Raw genomic sequence first — 19,750 nt, forward strand, 5'->3', positions numbered from 1 at the left:
AAACTTCCCATAATGTTTCCCATCATCACCACGAAATATCTCAGTTTCCTTTTTATCTCGTTTGATTTTTCCTTCACTGATAAGTTTTTCTTTTTCAGCTTTAATTCTCTTTAATAATTCACTTGCAGGTTCGTCATTGGGATTTTGCGGCACTAATTTCCCTTCCATCGCTCTTTGGAGAATACTTGCTTTAAGTTGTTCTGGTGTCATTATTTGTCCTCCAACAACTGCAAAATATCAGCTAATACATTATCAATCTTATGATTTAAAGTTGCTCTTTCCGCTTGATAATTCTGAATCAACTCAAAGGGATTTAAGATTTCCTCTTCCTCTTTTGGAAAGCCACACTGGTCTAAATTATAATTCAACTCAGCCAATTCACTAGGTGTAAATGATTTAGATTTGTAGAACTTACCTTCCAAAATCTCTTCACGATTTTCCCACCAGTCACGAACAGGATTGAAGTGTTCTGACTTCATCGGCTTAGTTTTCGAGAAATTTTTATAACCATCTGGCATATCTAAACGATAAAACCAAGTTTCTTCTGTTTTCTTTGTTTTATCAAAGAAAAGAATGTTCGTATGGATTCCTGTATACGGTGCAAAGACACTATGAGGCAACCTAATAATCGTATGTAAGTTGAACTCATCTACCAGTTTTTGTTTCAAGCGAGTTTTTACACCTTCACCAAATAGAAAACCATCAGGTAAAATAACTCCAACACGACCATTTTCTTTCAAACGATACATAATGACAGCCATAAATAAATCAGCTGTTTCAGAACTCCGTAATTCTGCTGGAAAGTTATTTTTTATTGTTTCTAATTCTGACCCTCCAAAAGGTGGATTCATCATAATAATGTCAAATTTTTCATCATCCGTATATTCACGAACATTTTTCTCCAAAGTATTTCCATGAACAATTTTAGGGTCATCAATTTCGTGAAGAAACAGATTTGTAACTGCTAAAAGATGAGGAAATGCTTTCTTTTCAATACCAAAAACAGCTGTATTATATTTTTTGGTATCTTCACTAGTTTTACGTTGACTACTTAAACGGTTCAGAGTCGAAGTCAAGAAGCCTCCTGTTCCGCAAGCAAGGTCTGCCATTGATTCTCCAAGTTTTGGGTCAAGAACTTCGGCAATAAAATCAGTCGCTGCACGTGGCGTATAAAATTCTCCTGAGTTCCCAGCATTTTGAATATCTTTAAGAATTTTTTCGTAAATATCATTAAACGAATGACGATCTTCAGGGCTCTTGAAATCAACTTCATCAATAACATTGATGACTTGGCGTAACAAGACGCCATTTTTCATATAGTTGTTCGCATCTTCAAAAGCTGATTTAACAATCGTTTTTCGAATAGGCATATTTGAAGTTATTTCAAGCTCTTTCAACTCTTTGAATAACTTGTTATTGACAAAATCAAGTAATTCATCGCCTGTCAATACCCGTTCCCCATTTTGAGCATGAGCCCAATTTCGCCATTTTAATTCCTCTGGGATAATTGACTCATACTCGTCTTCTTCTAATTCCCAAACCATTTCACGGCTATCATAAATTTTTAAGAATAATAACCAAGACATTTGCTCAATACGTTGAGCATCACCATTAACACCAGCATCGTTTCGAGTGATATCTTGAATTCTTTTTACAAATGATGTAATTGACATACTTTCCTTTCATTAAGCTACTGTAAATAGCTCTTGCTCCAATTCTTTAATTGCTTGTAAATATCGTTTTTTATCTCCAAAATAAGTATTGATGATTTTGAAGGTTCCACCATATATCTGAAATTCTGGAAGTTTTAATGTTTCAATGCTTTCGAGTTCTCCAATACCTTTATCCATGTATTTGTTCAGTAAAATTTCCAAAACAGCACGCGCTTCCTCACTATATTTATATAAATATCCGCTTTGTTTGAGCTTATTGATACGTTCCGTTTTGGTTAATTCTTTTTGACCATAGGCAAGTTTTAGGAGTAAATCAAAATCATCGATTTCTTGTTCTGATATTCCCTCCGACTCTCGAATAGCATCTAGATAAACTCCTTTTTTATAAAGTTCGTCTAAGATAAGCTTCTTTTTATCCGCCGTATGCCAAACTGTGATAAAATCGTTCAAAGTGGCGTAGCTACCTAAGATATTCTTCCGAGTGTAGTCGGTCAGGCTTTCGGTAATCAGTTTCCCGTTTTCATCCAATACTTGAACAGTAGAATTAAGAATGGTAACCTGCTTGTCTGTAACGATATATTTTTCTACTGGGTCACCACCTTCGTTTACAAAACCAGGTGTAGTACCATTGTTTGTTTTTGCGCCCGTTTCCAGAACCTTCACTGGTTCACCATCAAAATCAGGGTCAGCAAACAAATTGGTAACATTTCGAAAATCAATAATCGTAAAAAATTCTTTCCCCTTTTGAGGATAAAGACGTGTGCCACGACCAATAATTTGTTTAAATTCAGTCATGGATTGGATATTAGAGTCTAAAACAATCAAACGACATGTTTTAGCATTAACTCCTGTCGTTAATAATTTAGACGTTGTTACAATAGCGGGAAAATTAGAATTGACATCCATAAAGTTATCCAGTTGAGCTTTTCCTTCAGCGTTGTCACCAGTTACTTGCATGACATAACGATAGTCTTCTTGGACTAAGTCTAGATTCTCTTTTACAAGTGCAGCACGCATTCGCTCGGCATGGTCAATATCAACACAAAAAACAATTGTTTTATCAAATCGTGCATTGCTTTGCTTCATATAATCAGAAACAAACTTGGCAACTCTTTGCGTTCTATCATCAATGACAATGGTTTTATCAAAATCTTTCCTGCTGTAGTACCTATCTTCTATTAATTGTTCGTTAGCATCAACTTTTCCAGTTTCTGGACGATAACCATCCACATCCACATCTAAATTAACCCTCATAACACGATATGGAGCCAAAAAACCATCCTCTATTCCCTGTTTTAAACTATAAGTATAGATTGGCTCACCAAAGTATTCCGTATTGGAAGCATTCTTGGTTTCTTTAGGAGTAGCGGTCATCCCAATCTGTGTCGCAGAACTGAAATAATCAATCACCTTACGCCAGTTACTGTCTTCCTTAGCTGAACCACGGTGCGCTTCATCAATTACGATTAAATCAAAGAAGTCTTTGTCAAATTTTTGATAATGTGTCTCAGTTCCATCTTCACCAGTTAGTTGCTGATAAAGCCCTAGATAAATTTCAAAAGAATTTAATTTTTCAGGAGCAGTCAAAAGTTTTGGTGTAATTTTCGTCATTACCTTTTCGAATGGTCTAAAGTCTTCAGCCATCGTTTGGTCTACTAAGATGTTTCTATCTGCTAAGAATAAAACTCGTTTAGCCAAACCAGCTTTTCGAAGGCGATGAATAATTTGAAAAGCCATGAACGTTTTCCCCGTTCCTGTTGCCATCACAAACATTACTCGTTTTTGTCCTCTGGCAACTGTTTCAATAGTACGGTTGATAGCTATTTGCTGATAATAGCGTGGCGTTTTCATTGAGAAGGCGTCTGTATAGTATGGAGTTGAGATAGCTTCTGTAATTTCGTACGTCAATCCTTTTTCCTTCGTCATACGAGAAAATAATTCTTCACGAGTAGGGAATTCGTCTAACTCCAGCTCACGTTCTTCTCTCGTGATACGGTCGTGTTCAATAAAGCCATCACCATTCGAAGAATAAACAAATGGAACATCTAAAATCTCTCCGTATTCAATAGCTTGTTGTAATCCTGCTCGAACGCTGTGTTTATTATCCTTTGCCTCAACAATTGCAATTCGAGTTCCAAATTGGTAATACAGTGAATAGTCTGATTTTTTTCCTTCTTTACGACGAGCCTTATCTCCTCTAACCTCAATTCGACCATCAGTGAAGTATTCTTCGTAAGCGATATGCTCACCATTTTTCCATCCTTTGGATACAATAGCAGGAGTGATGAAATTTGCTTTAATATCCTCCTCACTCATTTCTTTCTTAGACTTTATAAACTCAACCATATTGAACCCTCCGCATTCTAAAAATCTACTTCTCCATAAAATAAACTATCAGAACAAATTATACTTCTATTATATCACACTTATAAAAATACTCTGCTAAATTGTTGAAAATAAGTATGCAATATACTTTCGCATCGCGTCAGATTATCTCCGCATAACACCGCTATTTTCCGCTGTTTTCGGCAGGCGACTTATTATCATTCTATAAGCACTTTCAGTCGGGCTGGTGAGATATTTTTCAAAAATAAATAATCACATTTAAACATTTTGAAAGTATAAAATATCTACATCAGCCGTTCAAAAACTGGCGTAAATTTTGCTATAATATTTTCGTTTAAATAAAGATTTTTTTATGCCAAAAGGATTTTAACAATGCGGATGCTTCCTATTTTGCTTCTCTTTTTAGCTCTACTACCGTTTTTCTCAAAGTTTGTCACTGGAGGTAGTTCTTTCAGTTGGGAAGTGTTTTTGATTTTCATAATAGATTGGGTTTTATTGATAGTTTTTGCGATTCAGATTTCTTATATTTTTTGGAGATTGAGTCAAAAGTGGAAAGAATTATCTAATAAATAACGCTAGGCATGTTGTCTAATTTTGGGGTAAGACAATGAATAGCAGAGTAGAATTTCGGATTTTCACCATTGTTGATTTGGACAAGAAAGAAGAATATTTACATGAGATGCATTTGAAAGGTTGGAGGTATAGAACTAGTCGTTTTGGTTTGTTCTATCTTGACCAATGTCAACCAGACGATGTCATCTACCGTATCTATGATTCTAGATTTCTTAAAAAATATAAGCATGAACTGCAAGATTTTAGAAATAGAGGTTGGGAATTGATAGGAGCAGGTTTTTGTTCGATTCTTCGTAAATCGGCTTCTGATATACTTTCAGAGGATCAAGTCTATATGAGTAATAATCTCAGGTGGGAAGTTATGCGATATAGACTTCGTTCATGTGCAGCTACTTTCTTAGGAGGTTTTGTTGTTTGTATGAGTTTGTTTCGAGAAGAACTGTCGCAATCTTTCTTTGTTATTTTTGCTCTATATGCCTTTATGATTTCTTATCTAATCTATGGTTATTTCAGACTAAAAAGTAAATACCGAGTAGATGGAAGGCAGGGTTCTAGGTCTTCAGACTGATTTTTAGCACTCTTGATAAAAGAGTGCTAATTTTTTGAATTTTTATCTTGACATTCTCTTCTAAGGGTGTATAATAGAATCATAAGTTAGCACTTGAATGTATCGAGTGCTAATTTATCAGACAGAGAGGAGTGATGAGATGGTTACAGAGCGTCAGCAGGATATTTTAAATCTGATTATTGACATCTTTACCAAAACGCACGAACCTGTCGGATCCAAAGCCTTGCAAGAGTCTATTAACTCTAGCAGTGCAACCATTCGTAATGACATGGCGGCTCTAGAAAAGCAAGGTTTGCTTGAAAAGGCTCATACTTCAAGCGGTCGGATGCCAAGTATTGCTGGTTTTCAGTACTATGTAAAACACTCACTGGATTTTGATCAACTGGCTGAAAATGAGGTATATGAGATTGTCAAAGCCTTTGATCAGGAATTCTTCAAACTGGAGGATATTCTGCAAGAAGCTGCTAATCTACTGACAGACCTGAGTGGCTGTACGGTAGTGGCACTGGATGTTGAGCCGAGCAGGCAACGTTTGACAGCCTTTGATATCGTTGTTTTGGGGCAACATACAGCCTTGGCAGTATTCACCCTAGACGAGTCGCGAACGGTTACCAGTCAGTTTCTGATTCCAAGGAACTTCTTGCAGGAAGATTTGCTGAAACTGAAGAGCATCATTCAGGAACGTTTCCTCGGTCACACCGTTTTAGATATTCACTACAAGATTCGGACGGAGATTCCGCAGATTATCCAGCGTTACTTTACAACAACGGACAATGTGATCGATCTCTTTGAACATATCTTTAAGGAAATGTTCAACGAAAACATTGTGGTGGCGGGCAAGGTTAATCTCTTGAATTTTGCCAATCTAGCAGTCTATCAGTTCTTTGATCAACCGCAAAAGGTGGCTCTGGAGATTCGTGAGGGGTTGCGTGAAGATCAGATGCAAAACGTCCGTGTTGCAGACAGTCAGGAGTCCTGTCTAGCTGACCTAGCTGTGATTAGTAGCAAGTTCCTCATTCCTTATCGGGGAGTTGGAATTCTAGCCATTATCGGTCCAGTCAATCTGGATTACCAACAGCTAATCAACCAAGTCAATGTGGTCAACCGTGTTTTGACCATGAAGTTGACAGATTTTTACCGCTACCTCAGCAGTAATCATTACGAAGTACATTAAGATTGAAATCATTAAAGGAGGCGAAAATGGCCCAAGATATAAAAAATGAAGAAGTAGAAGAAGTTCAAGAAGAGGAAGTTGTGGAAACAGCTGAAGAAACAACTCCTGAGAAGTCTGAGTTGGACTTGGCGAATGAACGTGCAGATGAGTTCGAAAACAAATACCTTCGCGCTCATGCGGAAATGCAAAATATCCAACGCCGTGCTAATGAAGAGCGTCAAAACATGCAACGTTATCGTAGCCAGGACTTAGCAAAAGCGATTCTCCCTTCTTTGGATAACCTTGAGCGTGCACTCGCGGTTGAAGGATTGACAGACGATGTCAAAAAAGGATTGGAGATGGTGCAAGAAAGCTTGATTCACGCTTTGAAAGAAGAAGGAATCAAAGAAATCGCAGCTGACGGTAAATTTGACCATAACTACCATATGGCCATCCAAACTCTCCCAGCAGACGATGAACACCCGGCAGATACCATCGCCCAAGTTTTCCAAAAAGGCTACAAACTCTATGATCGCATCCTACGCCCAGCCATGGTAGTTGTTTACAACTAGGCAATTCTGACGGTAGCTAAAGCAACTCGTCAGAAAACGGCAATCGCTATGGCGTTTGCCTAGCCTCCTTATTAACTCGTCGTCGAAATAAAATCGATTTCGACTTCTCGTGTCGCAATTTACATAATAGAAAACTTGTCCGAAACGACAATAAACTATGAAGAAAGATAAGAGGCAAGCCGGAGGCTTGCAAGGAAGATATTTCCCGCCGTGGTAAAAGTTTCAGTAGCTTTTGCTACTGAAACAGGGGATTTTTGAGACAATAGGCTCAAAAATAAGTGATGAAATCCCGAAGGGAGTTGCTCACGTCCCCACCACTTAAGGGAAATATAAAAAAAGAAAATTAACTAACAAGGAGAAAAACACATGTCTAAAATTATCGGTATTGACTTAGGTACAACAAACTCAGCAGTAGCAGTTCTTGAAGGAACTGAAAGTAAAATCATCGCAAACCCAGAAGGAAACCGCACAACTCCATCTGTAGTCTCATTCAAAAACGGAGAAATCATTGTTGGTGACGCTGCGAAACGTCAAGCAGTTACAAACCCAGATACAGTTATCTCTATCAAATCTAAAATGGGAACTTCTGAAAAAGTTTCTGCTAATGGAAAAGAATACACTCCACAAGAAATCTCAGCTATGATTCTTCAATACTTGAAAGGATACGCTGAAGACTATCTTGGTGAAAAAGTAACCAAAGCAGTTATCACAGTTCCTGCTTACTTCAACGACGCTCAACGTCAAGCAACAAAAGACGCTGGTAAAATTGCTGGTCTTGAAGTAGAACGTATTGTCAACGAACCAACTGCAGCAGCCCTTGCTTACGGTTTGGACAAGACTGATAAAGAAGAAAAAATCTTGGTATTTGACCTTGGTGGTGGTACATTCGACGTTTCTATCCTTGAATTGGGTGACGGTGTCTTCGACGTATTGTCAACTGCAGGGGACAACAAACTTGGTGGTGATGACTTTGACCAAAAAATCATCGACCACTTGGTAGCAGAATTCAAAAAAGAAAACGGTATTGACTTGTCTACTGACAAGATGGCAATGCAACGTTTGAAAGATGCAGCTGAAAAAGCGAAGAAAGACCTTTCTGGTGTAACTTCAACTCAAATCAGCTTACCATTCATCACTGCAGGCGAGGCTGGACCTCTTCACTTGGAAATGACTTTGACTCGTGCGAAATTTGACGATTTGACTCGTGACCTTGTAGAACGCACAAAGGTTCCAGTTCGTCAAGCCCTTTCAGATGCAGGTTTGAGCTTGTCAGAAATCGACGAAGTTATCCTTGTTGGTGGTTCAACTCGTATCCCAGCCGTTGTTGAAGCTGTTAAGGCTGAAACTGGTAAAGAACCAAACAAATCAGTAAACCCTGATGAAGTTGTGGCTATGGGTGCTGCTATCCAAGGTGGTGTCATCACTGGTGACGTTAAAGACGTTGTCCTTCTTGACGTAACACCATTGTCACTTGGTATTGAAACAATGGGTGGAGTCTTCACAAAACTCATTGACCGCAACACAACAATTCCAACATCTAAATCACAAGTCTTCTCAACTGCAGCAGACAACCAACCAGCCGTTGATATCCACGTTCTTCAAGGTGAACGCCCAATGGCAGCAGATAACAAGACTCTTGGACGTTTCCAATTGACCGATATCCCAGCTGCACCTCGTGGAATTCCTCAAATCGAAGTAACATTTGACATCGACAAGAACGGTATCGTGTCTGTTAAAGCTAAAGACCTTGGAACTCAAAAAGAACAAACTATTGTGATCCAATCTAACTCAGGTTTGACTGACGAAGAAATTGACCGCATGATGAAAGATGCAGAAGCTAACGCTGAAGCAGATAAGAAACGTAAAGAAGAAGTTGACCTTCGTAACGAAGTAGACCAAGCGATCTTTGCGACTGAAAAGACAATCAAGGAAACTGAAGGCAAAGGATTCGACGCAGAACGTGACGCTGCCCAATCTGCCCTTGATGACCTTAAAAAAGCTCAAGAAGACAACAACTTGGACGATATGAAAGCAAAACTTGAAGCATTGAACGAAAAAGCTCAAGGACTTGCTGTTAAACTCTACGAACAAGCAGCAGCAGCGCAACAAGCTCAAGCAGGAGCAGAAGGCACACAAGCAACAGGAAACGCAGGCGATGACGTCGTAGACGGAGAGTTTACTGAAAAGTAAGATGAGTGTATTGGCTGAAGAATATCTAAAAAATACACGAAAAGTTTATAATGATTTCTGTAATAAAGCTGATAGTTATGAGTCTGCAAAAGATTTTATAGATAATATTCCAGCAGTATATTTGGCTAGGTATAAAGCAATTATTTTAGCTGAGCATGAAAGTTGTGTTAAAAATGATGAGGCGGTAAGGAATTTTGTTACTTCAGTATTGTTGTCAGCGCTAGTATCAGCACTAGTATCAGCAACCATACAAAAACCAGAATTTATAATATCGTTTATAATGGGCATGATTTGGGTTGTCGGTGTATTCCTTCTAATCTATTGGAATTTTATAGCAAATACTAAGAAGAGACAAAAATATATAAATATTTCTGTACTTATAGGATATTTAAAATCAAAATAAAGTTAATTTACTTATTTGCAGAGGTTGCAACCCAGCCTCTGTTTTTCGATAAAAAGGGACGGAATATCATTTGTTTGGGTTTTGTCTCATCAATATGAAAGAAAGGAACAAATGTGTTCAGGGAATTGAACACGGGTTCCCAAATTTCTTACTTAATATAACAGAAAGGAATTGAACCCGACCTAAATTCTCGGAAAAAAGATAAATCTGTCTAGGAGCATCGCTCCAGCGTCAGATTTCCTATTTTTCAGTCGAATTTTACGGTCTTGGTATCTTGTATGAACAATACTGAATTTTATGATCGTCTGGGGGTGTCAAAAAACGCTTCGGCAGACGAGATCAAAAAGGCTTATCGTAAGCTTTCGAAAAAATATCACCCAGATATCAATAAGGAGCCTGGTGCTGAGGAAAAGTACAAGGAAGTTCAAGAAGCCTATGAGACTTTGAGTGACGACCAAAAACGGGCTGCCTATGACCAATATGGTGCTGCAGGCGCCAATGGTGGATTTGGAGGCTTCGGTGGTGGAGCTGGCGGTTTCAATGGGGCAGGTGGCTTCGGTGGTTTTGAGGACATTTTCTCAAGTTTCTTCGGCGGAGGCGGTGCTTCACGCAATCCAAATGCTCCTCGCCAAGGGGATGACCTCCAGTATCGTGTGAACTTGACCTTTGAAGAAGCTATTTTTGGAGCTGAAAAAGAAGTTAAATACAACCGTGAAGCAAGCTGTCGTACATGTAATGGCTCAGGTGCTAAGCCAGGAACCAGTCCAGTCACTTGTGGACGCTGTCATGGTGCTGGTGTCATTAACGTCGATACGCAGACTCCGCTTGGTATGATGCGTCGTCAAGTAACCTGTGATGTCTGTCATGGTCGCGGAAAAGAAATCAAAGATCCATGTACAACATGTCACGGAACAGGGCATGAAAAACAAGATCATAGCGTACATGTCAAAATTCCTGCTGGTGTGGAAACTGGTCAACAAATTCGCCTAGCTGGTCAAGGTGAAGCTGGATTTAACGGTGGACCTTATGGTGACTTGTACGTGGTTGTTTCTGTGGAAGCCAGCGATAAGTTTGAACGTGAAGGAACTACTATCTTCTACAATCTCAACCTCAACTTTGTCCAAGCAGCTCTTGGTGACACAGTAGATATTCCAACTGTTCACGGTGATGTTGAATTGGTTGTCCCAGAGGGAACTCAGACTGGTAAGAAATTCCGCCTACGTGGCAAAGGAGCTCCGAGTCTTCGTGGTGGTGCAGTTGGTGACCAATATGTTACCGTTAATGTCGTAACACCAACAGGCTTGAACGATCGTCAAAAAGCAGCCTTGAAAGAATTTGCAGCTGCTGGTGATTTAAAAGTCAATCCAAAGAAAAAGGGCTTCTTTGACCATATTAAAGATGCCTTTGAAGGAGAATAATACTCTTCGAAAATCAAATTCAAACCACGTCAGCGTTGCCTTGCCGTACTCAAGTANNTTTCATTGAGTATAAACAAAAAGAGCCGAGTGGCTCTTTTTGTTTATAGATTTTTTAAGACTTTCCTTAAGTAATGACGGACGGTAGCGATCTTCTTCGAAGTTTCATACCTAAACTTTGAGCCTAGGTCTCAAAGTTTCCGGACGAGTCTGAGACAAAAAGATTTTGATTTCAGGAATTCTTTATTATAAATTTTAAAAATCGATAGATTAGATAAAAAAGCGAACAAGACAGAATTCTGAGTGTCAGATAACTCGTTTTGTTCGCTTTTTATATTGAAGATTAGACTTTTATCCCAGACTCGTTTTCAGTACGGCGGAAAATCTTCGATTTAGTTGTGAAATGGTGAATGATACTCTTTAAAAATCTCCTCAAACCACGTCAGCGTCGGCTTGTCTACAACCTCAAAACTGTGTTTTGAGCTGACTTTGTCAGTTCTATTCACAACCTCAAAACGGTGTTTTGAGCAGCCTGCGCCTAGCTTTCTAGTTTGCTCTTTGATTTTTATTGAGTATGAGTTGCCTAAATTATGATGTATAGTTGATGGGATATAACTTGTTTACGTTTTAAAAAAGAGCCGACTGGCTCTTTTTACTTATCTTCGATTTCCTGTGTTTCTTTAATCACAGCTAGTCTAGTCTGGATATCCTTTTCCAAGACCTTAAACTTGTAAGTCAGGTCTTCTTGATATTCCTTGATGAGTTCTTTTTGCTGGTCAATGATTTGTAGGCTGTTTTGGATAATATCCACATCGTCCTTGATAGCTTGAACGCGGTCAGTGGTATTCAAGACTTCATCTGTGATGGTTTGGCGATTTTTTGTGAGCAGATAACTTCCAGCTGCAGCTCCTGCAAATAGCAATAGATTGGATAATTTCATGGCAACTCCTTAGGCATTTTTGATGGTTTCAGCGACTTGAGCGAGTTTGTCAAAGTCTGGTTCGTGGGCGATAAAATCAATCTTAAGGTCATCGTCCGCACTGTAGCGAGGTACGAGGTGAACATGGGTATGAAAGACGGTTTGACCTGCGACTTCTTCACAGTTAGCAATGATATTCATACCAGTAGCCTTGGTAGCTTTCATGACTTTTTGAGCTACTTTTGGTACTTGGGCAAAGAGTTGGCTGGCGCTAGTAGCATCCATTTCTAAAAGATTACGATAGTGTTCTTTTGGCACGACCAAGGTGTGTCCTGGTGTCACTTGAGAGATATCAAGAAAGGCAAGAACCTGCTCATCTTCATATACTTTTGAAGCAGGAATTTCCCCTGCGATGATTTTACAAAAAATGCAATCTGACATAAAATCTACCTCTACTGTACTGAATTTTGATATAATATAGCTACATTATACCAGATTTGGAGAAAATATGTTAGAAATTAAAAACCTGACAGGTGGCTATGTTCATGTCCCTGTTTTGAAAGATGTGTCTTTTACTGTTGAAAGTGGGCAGTTGGTCGGTTTGATTGGTCTCAATGGTGCTGGAAAATCGACGACCATCAATGAAATTATCGGTCTGTTGACACCTTATAGTGGCTCCATCAATATCAATGGCCTGACCCTGCAAGAAGATGCGACAAGTTACCGCAAGCAAATTGGCTACATTCCTGAGACACCTAGCTTGTATGAGGAATTGACCCTCAGAGAGCATATCGAAACGGTTGCCATGGCTTATGGTATTGAGCAAGATCTTGCTTTTGATCGAGTAGAACCTTTGTTAAAAATGTTCCGTCTGGACCAGAAATTAGACTGGTTCCCTGTTCATTTTTCAAAAGGGATGAAGCAGAAGGTCATGATTATCTGTGCTTTTGTGGTGGATCCAAGTCTTTTCATCGTGGATGAGCCTTTCCTTGGTCTTGACCCGTTGGCTATTGCGGACTTGATTCAGCTTTTGGAAGTGGAAAAGCAAAAAGGCAAGTCTATTCTCATGAGTACCCACGTGCTGGATTCAGCGGAAAAGATGTGTGATGCTTTTGTCATTCTTCACAAAGGGGAAGTGCGTGCTAAGGGAAATCTCCTGCAACTGCGCGAAGCCTTTAACATGCCTGAGGCTAGTTTGAATGATATTTACTTGGCTCTGACCAAAGAGGAGGACCTATGAAAGACTTGTTTTTAAAGAGAAAGCAGGCTTTTCGTAAGGAGTGTCTTGGTTATCTACGTTATGTTCTCAATGACCACTTTGTCTTGTTCCTGCTTGTCCTGCTGGGCTTTCTAGCCTACCAGTACAGTCAACTCTTGCAAGATTTTCCTGAAAATCATTGGCCCATCCTTTTGTTTGTAGGAATTACCTCTGTTTTACTGTTGCTTTGGGGTGGAATTGCCACCTATATGGAGGCTCCAGACAAGCTCTTTCTCTTAGTTGGAGAAGAGGAAATCAAGCTCCATCTCAAGCGTCAAACTGGCATTTCCCTAGTCTTTTGGCTCTTTGTACAGACCCTTTTCTTGCTTTTATTTGCGCCCTTATTTTTAGCCATGGGTTATGGCTTGCCTGTCTTCCTAATCTATGTGCTTTTGTTTGGGTTAGGTAAATATTTCCTCTTTCGTCAAAAGGCCAGCAAATTTTTCACTGAAACTGGACTGAACTGGCACTATGTCATTTCCCAAGAAAGCAAGCGCAAACAAGTCTTGCTTCGTTTCTTTGCCCTCTTTACGCAGGTAAAGGGAATTTCAAACAGCGTCAAGCGTCGTGCCTATCTGGACTTTATCCTAAAGGTTGTTCAGAAGGTGCCTGGGAAGATTTGGCAAAATCTCTATCTTCGTTCTTATTTGCGAAATGGAGATCTCTTTGCGCTCAGTCTCCGTCTGCTCCTACTTTCCTTGCTGGCGCAGGTCTTTATCGAGCAAGCTTGGATTGCGACAGCAGTGGTAGTTCTCTTTAACTACCTCTTGCTCTTCCAGTTGCTGGCCCTCTATCATGCCTTTGACTACCAGTATTTGACTCAACTCTTTCCACTGGACAAGGGGCAAAAGGAAAAAGGCTTGCAGGCGGTAGTCCGAGGATTGACCAGTTTTGTTTTACTTGTGGAATTAGTTGTCGGGTTGATTACCTTCCAAGAAAAACTAGCCCTTCTAGCCTTGCTGGGTGCAGGTTTGGTTTTACAAGTCTTGTATTTGCCTTATCAGGTAAAACGTCAGATGCAGGACTAACATTGCCTATATGACACTAAAAAAGAAGTTGAGTTCAGTTTGCCTCAACTTCTTTTATTTTCTACAAGATAATGGTTGGCCCGTAGAGGCTCAACTTGGTCTTGACTTGGTCAAAGTGGAAGCGGTCATAGGCCCGCCAAGCGGCACGAGTAGGAGCATCTGGATCGAGAGCGCTGAGTCCCATGAGAAGACTGGAAGTCTGGTAAAATTTTTCCAGTTCAATCAAGACTCGATTATCCACTGTCTCAGCCTTTGCTAGAAAGCCAAGAATAGAGTTTAATTGCTCCTGAAAGCGGACGTCGTCAGCGGTTGCCTGTCTGCATGCTTGGTAGGCTTTGTTTAAGTCAGTTATCAGTGCCTGAGCAGTTTTAATTGGGTCTGTCATTTACGTGACCTCCTATATAATTTATGTTTTAAGGTAAGGGATTGTGTAAATCTCCTAGTGAGGCACCTATATTATTAGCAACATTGCCAACTATGTTGCCCCAATCAATGATACATTTACCATTATCAAGATTAGCTTTATTATATGAATATCCATTTCTACATAGTACATTATCGCTAATCATATGAAACGGAGAATACCATCCATATGGAATACTACCGCCATTTATATGAGAAAGTTCGATTGATGTTAATTGTTTTGTTTTATTTGACTTGGCCATAATTTTCTCCTTGTTATATTTACGTCAATTGCAATAGAGTATATTTATAGGGTGTTAATCATGGTGGATGTGAATAAATCATATGCACCCCTCCTTTTTTGATGATTTTTAAAGTTGTTGCAAACATAGTCTTTCTATAATCATAGTCTATCACTTTTATCTCCTTTTTCACCATCAAATCTTTAATTGTCCTTGAAATTTCCTGAATGGTACTGTTAAGATTTTATGATAAAATAGTTGTAAGCTCATCATGATGTTGTAGAAAAATAGTCCTTTTAGGAGTTTTCAAAGACTGTTTAGGATTGGGTGCGCTTGTGTGAGAACTTTTCTGTTATTCTTTTCTTAGGAGGAGAATCCAATGAAACATATGATTATTCAGACACAGAAAACAGTTTATAAAGTAAACATCGACGATGTCTACTATATCCAAACACATCCAACTAAAGCCCATACTGTACAGATTGTTACAGAAGAAGCTAGTTTTAATATGGTTCAAAATTTAAGTGATCTTGAGAACCAATATGGGAAAACCTTGATGAGATGTCATCGAAATTGTTTGGTCAATCTTGATAAAGTGAAATCGATTGATTTTCAAGAAAGAATCCTTTTTCTCGGAGAAGAAGGTCAATACGCTGTCAAGTATGCCAGACGTCGCTATAGAGAAATTCGTCAAAAATGGTTGAAAGAAGGAGAGTAGGAAGATGAGAATATTTGTTTTGGAAGATGATTTTTCCCAACAGACTAGGATTGAAACGACGATTGAGAAACTTTTGAAAGAACATCATATCATTCCCAGCTCTTTTGAGGTCTTTGGTAAGCCAGACCAGCTACTGGCAGAGGTGCATGAGAAGGGCGCACATCAGCTATTCTTTTTGGATATTGAGATTCGAAACGAGGAGATGAAGGGGCTAGAAGTGGCTAGAAAGATTCGAGATCGGGATCCATATGCCCTGATCGTCTTTGTGACGACTCACTCGGAGTTTATGCCCCTGTCCTTTCGCTACCAAGTGTCTGCTTTGGACTATATTGATAAGGCCCTTTCGGCAGAGAAGTTTGAATCTCGTATCGAGACAGCCCTCCTCTATGCCAATGGTCAAGACAGTAAAAGTCTGGCGGAAGATTGCTTTTATTTTAAATCAAAATTTGCTCAATTCCAGTATCCTTTTAAAGAGGTTTACTATCTCGAAACGTCCCCAAAATCTCATCATGTTATTCTCTATACCGAGACGGACAGACTGGAATTTACAGCGAGTTTAGAGGAGATTCTCAAGCAGGAGCCTCGTCTCCTGCAGTGCCATCGCTCTTTTCTTATCAATCCAGCAAATGTGGTGCATTTAGATAAGAAAGAAAAACTGCTTTTCTTTCCCAATGGTGGAAGCTGTCTAATCGCGCGTTATAAGGTCAGGAAAGTGTCTGAAGCTATCAATAACTTACACTGATTAAGGAGAAATTATGGCTGTTGCTTGGATATTGTTGTATGCGCTTGTTATTAATGGACTAGAAATTGTCATTTTCTTTAAGGTAGATGGAATTGGTCTCACTTTTGAGAGGATTTTCAAAGCTTTTCTTCTGAAATTTCTTCTAGGAGCCATTTTTGCGACTTTTCAATTTTTGGATGTAAGTGAATATTTGTCCTATTTTATAGAACCTTTGTTCGGTATAGGTCTATCTTTCTTATTGTTAAGAGGGCTTCCTAAAAAAATCCTTATTTTTTATGGTCTCTTCCCAATGATATTAGTAGAGCTCTTTTACAGAGGTGTTTCCTATTTTGTGCTTCCATTTTTGGGGCAAGGAATTGTAGATGGGGATGGCAATCCTATCTTTGTATTGATTATGATATTCGTTTGCTTCATAGTTTTAGTCTTTTTGAAATGGTTAGACTATGATTTCACTAGATTGAGAAGGGAGTTTCTAGATACAGGTTTTCAAAAGTCTCTTACTAAGATTAACTGGGCAATGGGGGCTTATTATCTAGTGATGCAAAGTCTATCTTACCTTGAATATGAACAAGGTATTCAATCAACGACTGTTCGCCATCTCATCCTAGTGTTTTACCTCCTCTTTTTTATGGGAATTGTCAAGAAGCTAGATACATATTTGAAGGAAAAACTTCAGGAAAAACTGAACCAAGAGCAGGCCTTGCGCTACAGAGATATGGAACGCTATAGTCGGCATATAGAGGAACTTTACAAGGAAGTACGGAGTTTTCGTCATGACTACACCAACCTCTTGACCAGTTTACGTCTGGGTATTGAAGAGGAGGATATGGAGCAGATAAAAGAGGTCTACGACTCGGTCTTAAAGGATTCTAGTCAGAAATTGCAGGACAATAAATATGATCTGGGCCGATTGGTGAATATTCGTGATAAAGGCCTCAAAAGTCTTCTAGCAGGAAAATTTATAAAAGCTAGAGAAAAGGATATTGTCTTTAATGTCGAAGTTCCTGAGGAGATTCAGGTCGAGGGGATGAGACTACTTGATTTTCTAACCATTGTGTCTATCCTTTGTGACAATGCTATTGAAGCCAGTGTAGAGGTTGGTCAACCTCACGTTTCAATCGCCTTTTTAAAAAATGGAGCACAGGAGACCTTCATCATCGAAAATTCCATCAAAGAAGAGAGAATAGATATTTCTGAAATCTTCTCCTTTGGAGCAAGCTCTAAAGGAGAGGAGAGAGGAGTTGGTCTCTATACCGTTATGAAGCTTGTGGAAACTTATCCTAATACTAGTTTAAATACCACCTGTCAAAATCAAGTCTTTCGTCAGGTTTTAACGATTCACTCGATGTCGGTTGATGATTAGAAGATTTGTGGAAAGAAGTACTGTCTGCAGTCATCGATTAAAATACTATAGTTTATGAGGTATCCTATATGAATAAGAAATCCTTTTTTATCATCTGTTCTACGTTGATCATAGCATCGAATCTTCTCATGATTTCCGTGGTGAACAAGGGAGAAGAAACAGGGAGCAATCTGTTTGTGATTGCTATAGCCTGTATTTTGCTACCAGCCTTTTTATATGCAGTTGAAAACCAACTGACTTCATTGATAAGAGTAGAGTCAATACTTCTGATTCAGTTGACAGTTATATCTCTACTCCGCCTTATCAACAGAATAGGGAGTACGCCTGAAATTCTCAACATTATCATTACCCTCCTATTTTTGGCAAGTGGGACAGCTGCTATCCTTGTTGCGATTATGAGAATATATGAGAACATACGGAAGTGAGGGTAAGTAGTTTTCTATTTTGTATTTTCACATTGTCAAGTTTCCCCAGGGCAAGTATGTTTTCCATGCTTGCTTTTTAAATTTTTTAACAATTCAAGATGTTTTGATGACCATTTATGATTTGGATGGAAAATTTTAAAAAATAGTAGTATACTAACCTTATTAAGGTTGTAATAGGACGAAAGTAAAAAGAGGTATTCCTCGTGAATGCAAAAACAATGTTACAATTGGTTATTATGGTTGCTTAAAGACTTGAGCTTGTGTACTTGGAGGTAATTATGGATTTCAAAAGTTTTCTTATTGCTTTTGTTGTTGGTATGTTTGTTTCTTTTATTACTTATTTAATTAGGGAAAAATTTTTAAAATCTCCAAAGAAGGATACAGATAGTACCCCCTAAAAAATAAATTTTTCCCCTGTATTTGCTAGCTTAATTTACAGGGGAGTTTCTTTAATTTTGTTTCGCCTGTCAAAATGATATGTGATAGCAGGATGAAAAGTCTACAAATTAAGTTGGTATCAATATGGTGTAAAGGGCAAGTATGTTTTTCATGCTTGCTTTTTAAATTTTTTACAATTCAAGATGTTTTGATGACCATTCGTGATTTGAGTGATCCAAGGTCAAAATAAGTGCTATACTAATAGTGTAAAGGTTCTAGCTCAACAAACATTTAGGAGGAAATCTTATGAAGAAAAAAATACTTGTCATTTTCATCTTGTATCTAATCATGTCCATCTTTCTATATCCGCTTAGGGAGAGTGCTTGGTATCAGCTATTTTATACCATAGCCTATATGATTGCGGTTATGATTTATCTTGCTTTAACTAAAAAGAAAGGAGCAAAGAAATGAAAACTTTTCTTGCTAAAAAACGGAACATCTTCCTTGCGAGATTGTTCTTAGGTCAGTTGCCCTTGCTTGTCTCTACTTATCTATTTCTATCTCGTCAGTTTTTAAATTTTTCCTTGGTTTTCCAATTTCTTTTAGTGGTTATTAACTTGGCTTCTATTTTGGTCACTGTTTACCTCACTAGGGAAATGAGGATAAGAGAGTTTGAAGATGATGATTTGGTTAGTCCTAGAACCAATCAACTTATGTTCATTGGTTTGACAGGTTTTATGTCTATTATTTGTTTGTATAGAGGTATCACAGCAGGAGAATCCTACCAACAAATAATCGCTTATATTGGCGCTATTCTCTGCTTGCTTATCATGCTTCTACTCATTTGGGGTTTGAAGTATTATAAAAAGTAGGGGCTAATGAAGTTTTTACAATTCAAGATGTCTCGATGACAATTCAAGATTTGGATGAAAAACTTTAACAAATAGTGCTATACTGAAATTGTCAAAGTTGCAAAGGGTGCTGCTACATTCTGTTAAAAATCGCTCTTGATTGATAAGTTGGATTTGTTAGGAAAGGAGTAAATAATTATGGATAAGAAAAAGATAGTTTCGACTATAATATGTATAGTATTTCTTGTAGAGTCAGTGGATAATTTTTTTAGAGACTTAACCCCGTTATTGTTCATTTTAAATATTATTGGCCTAACTTGTTTTTTAGTGTTAATATACACTAACATAAAAGAGATGCTCTTAAATATACGTAAATGATGATTTGGTTAGTCCTAGAACCAATCAACTCATGTTCATCGGCTTGACAGGTTTTATGTCTATTATTTGTTTGTATAGAGGTATTTCAGAAACAGAATTCTATCAACAACTAATCGCTTATATAGGTGTATTCTCTACTTGTTTATCACGCTT

At 38.5% G+C, this 19,750-nt stretch carries 21 protein-coding genes; 14 read left to right on the forward strand and 7 right to left on the reverse strand.

Annotated features, from left to right (window positions below; all coding sequences use genetic code 11):
• The 3 genes from HT688_RS06780 to hsdR form a co-directional block, all read right to left on the reverse strand.
• Positions 1 to 210: hypothetical protein (locus HT688_RS06780; protein WP_032495955.1), on the reverse strand; the 210-nt coding region annotated here is incomplete at its 3' end.
• Positions 210 to 1,673 (reverse strand): class I SAM-dependent DNA methyltransferase, encoded by a 1,464-nt coding sequence (locus HT688_RS06785; RefSeq protein ID WP_172923670.1) that lies wholly within the window; start codon positions 1,671 to 1,673, stop codon positions 210 to 212. The genes HT688_RS06785 and HT688_RS06780, both read right to left, overlap by 1 nt.
• A 12-nt stretch (positions 1,674 to 1,685) precedes the next feature.
• Positions 1,686 to 4,019, reverse strand: a complete 2,334-nt coding sequence (gene hsdR / locus HT688_RS06790; RefSeq protein ID WP_000229094.1) for an EcoAI/FtnUII family type I restriction enzme subunit R — start codon at positions 4,017 to 4,019, stop codon at positions 1,686 to 1,688.
• 607 nt (positions 4,020 to 4,626) lie between these two features.
• On the opposite strand from hsdR, the gene HT688_RS06795 reads away from it, so the two are divergent.
• From HT688_RS06795 to dnaJ, 6 genes are all read left to right on the forward strand, one after another.
• A complete protein-coding gene (locus HT688_RS06795) occupies positions 4,627 to 5,160 on the forward strand; it encodes a DUF2812 domain-containing protein (RefSeq protein WP_001088699.1) in 534 nt (177 codons plus the stop codon).
• Positions 5,161 to 5,299: 139 nt separating this feature from the next.
• The gene (gene hrcA, locus HT688_RS06800; protein WP_000255739.1) at positions 5,300 to 6,334 is read left to right on the forward strand and encodes a heat-inducible transcriptional repressor HrcA; all 1,035 of its coding nucleotides are present in this window, start codon (positions 5,300 to 5,302) and stop codon (positions 6,332 to 6,334) included.
• A 26-nt stretch (positions 6,335 to 6,360) separates the two neighbouring features.
• Complete coding sequence (gene grpE / locus HT688_RS06805) at positions 6,361 to 6,885, forward strand: nucleotide exchange factor GrpE (protein ID WP_000046032.1); 525 nt, start codon at positions 6,361 to 6,363, stop codon at positions 6,883 to 6,885.
• A 366-nt stretch (positions 6,886 to 7,251) separates the two neighbouring features.
• Positions 7,252 to 9,075 carry a molecular chaperone DnaK gene (gene dnaK / locus HT688_RS06810; protein ID WP_000034669.1) on the forward strand — a complete coding sequence of 608 codons (1,824 nt, stop codon included), beginning with the start codon at positions 7,252 to 7,254 and terminating at the stop codon, positions 9,073 to 9,075.
• Between the two features lies 1 nt (position 9,076).
• Positions 9,077 to 9,478: a hypothetical protein gene (locus tag HT688_RS06815; protein ID WP_000114360.1), complete on the forward strand. Its 402-nt coding sequence runs from the start codon at positions 9,077 to 9,079 to the stop codon at positions 9,476 to 9,478.
• A 278-nt stretch (positions 9,479 to 9,756) separates the two neighbouring features.
• Positions 9,757 to 10,896, forward strand: a complete 1,140-nt coding sequence (gene dnaJ / locus HT688_RS06820; protein ID WP_014017330.1) for a molecular chaperone DnaJ — start codon at positions 9,757 to 9,759, stop codon at positions 10,894 to 10,896.
• 649 nt (positions 10,897 to 11,545) lie between these two features.
• Here dnaJ and HT688_RS06825 read toward each other — a convergent pair.
• Positions 11,546 to 11,833 carry a hypothetical protein gene (locus HT688_RS06825; RefSeq protein WP_000777749.1) on the reverse strand — a complete coding sequence of 96 codons (288 nt, stop codon included), beginning with the start codon at positions 11,831 to 11,833 and terminating at the stop codon, positions 11,546 to 11,548.
• Between the two features lie 9 nt (positions 11,834 to 11,842).
• The gene (locus HT688_RS06830) at positions 11,843 to 12,253 is read right to left on the reverse strand and encodes an HIT family protein (protein ID WP_001278321.1); all 411 of its coding nucleotides are present in this window, start codon (positions 12,251 to 12,253) and stop codon (positions 11,843 to 11,845) included.
• Positions 12,254 to 12,320: 67 nt separating this feature from the next.
• On the opposite strand from HT688_RS06830, the gene HT688_RS06835 reads away from it, so the two are divergent.
• A complete protein-coding gene (locus HT688_RS06835) occupies positions 12,321 to 13,052 on the forward strand; it encodes an ABC transporter ATP-binding protein (protein WP_000889950.1) in 732 nt (243 codons plus the stop codon).
• On the forward strand, positions 13,049 to 14,098 hold the full coding sequence (locus HT688_RS06840) for an ABC transporter permease (RefSeq protein ID WP_172923671.1): 1,050 nt from the start codon (positions 13,049 to 13,051) through the stop codon (positions 14,096 to 14,098). Before HT688_RS06835 ends, HT688_RS06840 begins: the two co-directional genes overlap by 4 nt.
• A gap of 61 nt (positions 14,099 to 14,159) precedes the next feature.
• Here HT688_RS06840 and HT688_RS06845 read toward each other — a convergent pair whose 3' ends face one another.
• Positions 14,160 to 14,483, reverse strand: a complete 324-nt coding sequence (locus HT688_RS06845) for a hypothetical protein (protein ID WP_000131861.1) — start codon at positions 14,481 to 14,483, stop codon at positions 14,160 to 14,162.
• Between the two features lie 28 nt (positions 14,484 to 14,511).
• Positions 14,512 to 14,763, reverse strand: a complete 252-nt coding sequence (locus HT688_RS06850; protein WP_001130045.1) for a hypothetical protein — start codon at positions 14,761 to 14,763, stop codon at positions 14,512 to 14,514.
• A 358-nt stretch (positions 14,764 to 15,121) separates the two neighbouring features.
• On the opposite strand from HT688_RS06850, the gene HT688_RS06855 reads away from it, so the two are divergent.
• The 6 genes from HT688_RS06855 (at position 15,122) to HT688_RS06880 (ending at position 19,240) form a co-directional block, all read left to right on the forward strand.
• Positions 15,122 to 15,460, forward strand: coding sequence for a LytTR family DNA-binding domain-containing protein (locus HT688_RS06855; protein WP_000682128.1), 339 nt, complete (start codon positions 15,122 to 15,124; stop codon positions 15,458 to 15,460).
• 4 nt (positions 15,461 to 15,464) lie between these two features.
• Positions 15,465 to 16,202, forward strand: coding sequence for a response regulator transcription factor (locus HT688_RS06860; RefSeq protein WP_001219132.1), 738 nt, complete (start codon positions 15,465 to 15,467; stop codon positions 16,200 to 16,202).
• A gap of 13 nt (positions 16,203 to 16,215) precedes the next feature.
• Positions 16,216 to 17,565 carry a sensor histidine kinase gene (locus HT688_RS06865; RefSeq protein ID WP_101514704.1) on the forward strand — a complete coding sequence of 450 codons (1,350 nt, stop codon included), beginning with the start codon at positions 16,216 to 16,218 and terminating at the stop codon, positions 17,563 to 17,565.
• 703 nt (positions 17,566 to 18,268) lie between these two features.
• On the forward strand, positions 18,269 to 18,388 hold the full coding sequence (locus HT688_RS06870) for a PncF family bacteriocin immunity protein (RefSeq protein ID WP_101514702.1): 120 nt from the start codon (positions 18,269 to 18,271) through the stop codon (positions 18,386 to 18,388).
• A 286-nt stretch (positions 18,389 to 18,674) separates the two neighbouring features.
• Positions 18,675 to 18,839 (forward strand): hypothetical protein, encoded by a 165-nt coding sequence (locus HT688_RS06875; RefSeq protein ID WP_049511538.1) that lies wholly within the window; start codon positions 18,675 to 18,677, stop codon positions 18,837 to 18,839.
• Positions 18,836 to 19,240 (forward strand): immunity protein, encoded by a 405-nt coding sequence (locus tag HT688_RS06880; protein WP_101514701.1) that lies wholly within the window; start codon positions 18,836 to 18,838, stop codon positions 19,238 to 19,240. Before HT688_RS06875 ends, HT688_RS06880 begins: the two co-directional genes overlap by 4 nt.
• Positions 19,241 to 19,750 lie beyond the last annotated feature (510 nt).

This window comes from Streptococcus sp. 1559, assembly GCF_013276735.1.
Taxonomy (GTDB): Bacteria; Bacillota; Bacilli; order Lactobacillales; family Streptococcaceae; genus Streptococcus; species Streptococcus pseudopneumoniae.

What these genes read in the sequence shown, in the direction of transcription:
- HT688_RS06785 (WP_172923670.1), bottom strand. Translation starts at nt 1,673, where the DNA reads ATGTCAATTACATCATTTGTAAAAAGAATTCAAGATATCACTCGAAAC.
- hsdR (WP_000229094.1), bottom strand. Translation starts at nt 4,019, where the DNA reads ATGGTTGAGTTTATAAAGTCTAAGAAAGAAATGAGTGAGGAGGATATT.
- HT688_RS06795 (WP_001088699.1), top strand. Translation starts at nt 4,627, where the DNA reads ATGAATAGCAGAGTAGAATTTCGGATTTTCACCATTGTTGATTTGGAC.
- hrcA (WP_000255739.1), top strand. Translation starts at nt 5,300, where the DNA reads ATGGTTACAGAGCGTCAGCAGGATATTTTAAATCTGATTATTGACATC.
- grpE (WP_000046032.1), top strand. Translation starts at nt 6,361, where the DNA reads ATGGCCCAAGATATAAAAAATGAAGAAGTAGAAGAAGTTCAAGAAGAG.
- dnaK (WP_000034669.1), top strand. Translation starts at nt 7,252, where the DNA reads ATGTCTAAAATTATCGGTATTGACTTAGGTACAACAAACTCAGCAGTA.
- HT688_RS06815 (WP_000114360.1), top strand. Translation starts at nt 9,077, where the DNA reads ATGAGTGTATTGGCTGAAGAATATCTAAAAAATACACGAAAAGTTTAT.
- dnaJ (WP_014017330.1), top strand. Translation starts at nt 9,757, where the DNA reads ATGAACAATACTGAATTTTATGATCGTCTGGGGGTGTCAAAAAACGCT.
- HT688_RS06825 (WP_000777749.1), bottom strand. Translation starts at nt 11,833, where the DNA reads ATGAAATTATCCAATCTATTGCTATTTGCAGGAGCTGCAGCTGGAAGT.
- HT688_RS06830 (WP_001278321.1), bottom strand. Translation starts at nt 12,253, where the DNA reads ATGTCAGATTGCATTTTTTGTAAAATCATCGCAGGGGAAATTCCTGCT.
- HT688_RS06835 (WP_000889950.1), top strand. Translation starts at nt 12,321, where the DNA reads ATGTTAGAAATTAAAAACCTGACAGGTGGCTATGTTCATGTCCCTGTT.
- HT688_RS06840 (WP_172923671.1), top strand. Translation starts at nt 13,049, where the DNA reads ATGAAAGACTTGTTTTTAAAGAGAAAGCAGGCTTTTCGTAAGGAGTGT.
- HT688_RS06845 (WP_000131861.1), bottom strand. Translation starts at nt 14,483, where the DNA reads ATGACAGACCCAATTAAAACTGCTCAGGCACTGATAACTGACTTAAAC.
- HT688_RS06850 (WP_001130045.1), bottom strand. Translation starts at nt 14,763, where the DNA reads ATGGCCAAGTCAAATAAAACAAAACAATTAACATCAATCGAACTTTCT.
- HT688_RS06855 (WP_000682128.1), top strand. Translation starts at nt 15,122, where the DNA reads ATGAAACATATGATTATTCAGACACAGAAAACAGTTTATAAAGTAAAC.
- HT688_RS06860 (WP_001219132.1), top strand. Translation starts at nt 15,465, where the DNA reads ATGAGAATATTTGTTTTGGAAGATGATTTTTCCCAACAGACTAGGATT.
- HT688_RS06865 (WP_101514704.1), top strand. Translation starts at nt 16,216, where the DNA reads ATGGCTGTTGCTTGGATATTGTTGTATGCGCTTGTTATTAATGGACTA.
- HT688_RS06870 (WP_101514702.1), top strand. Translation starts at nt 18,269, where the DNA reads ATGGATTTCAAAAGTTTTCTTATTGCTTTTGTTGTTGGTATGTTTGTT.
- HT688_RS06875 (WP_049511538.1), top strand. Translation starts at nt 18,675, where the DNA reads ATGAAGAAAAAAATACTTGTCATTTTCATCTTGTATCTAATCATGTCC.
- HT688_RS06880 (WP_101514701.1), top strand. Translation starts at nt 18,836, where the DNA reads ATGAAAACTTTTCTTGCTAAAAAACGGAACATCTTCCTTGCGAGATTG.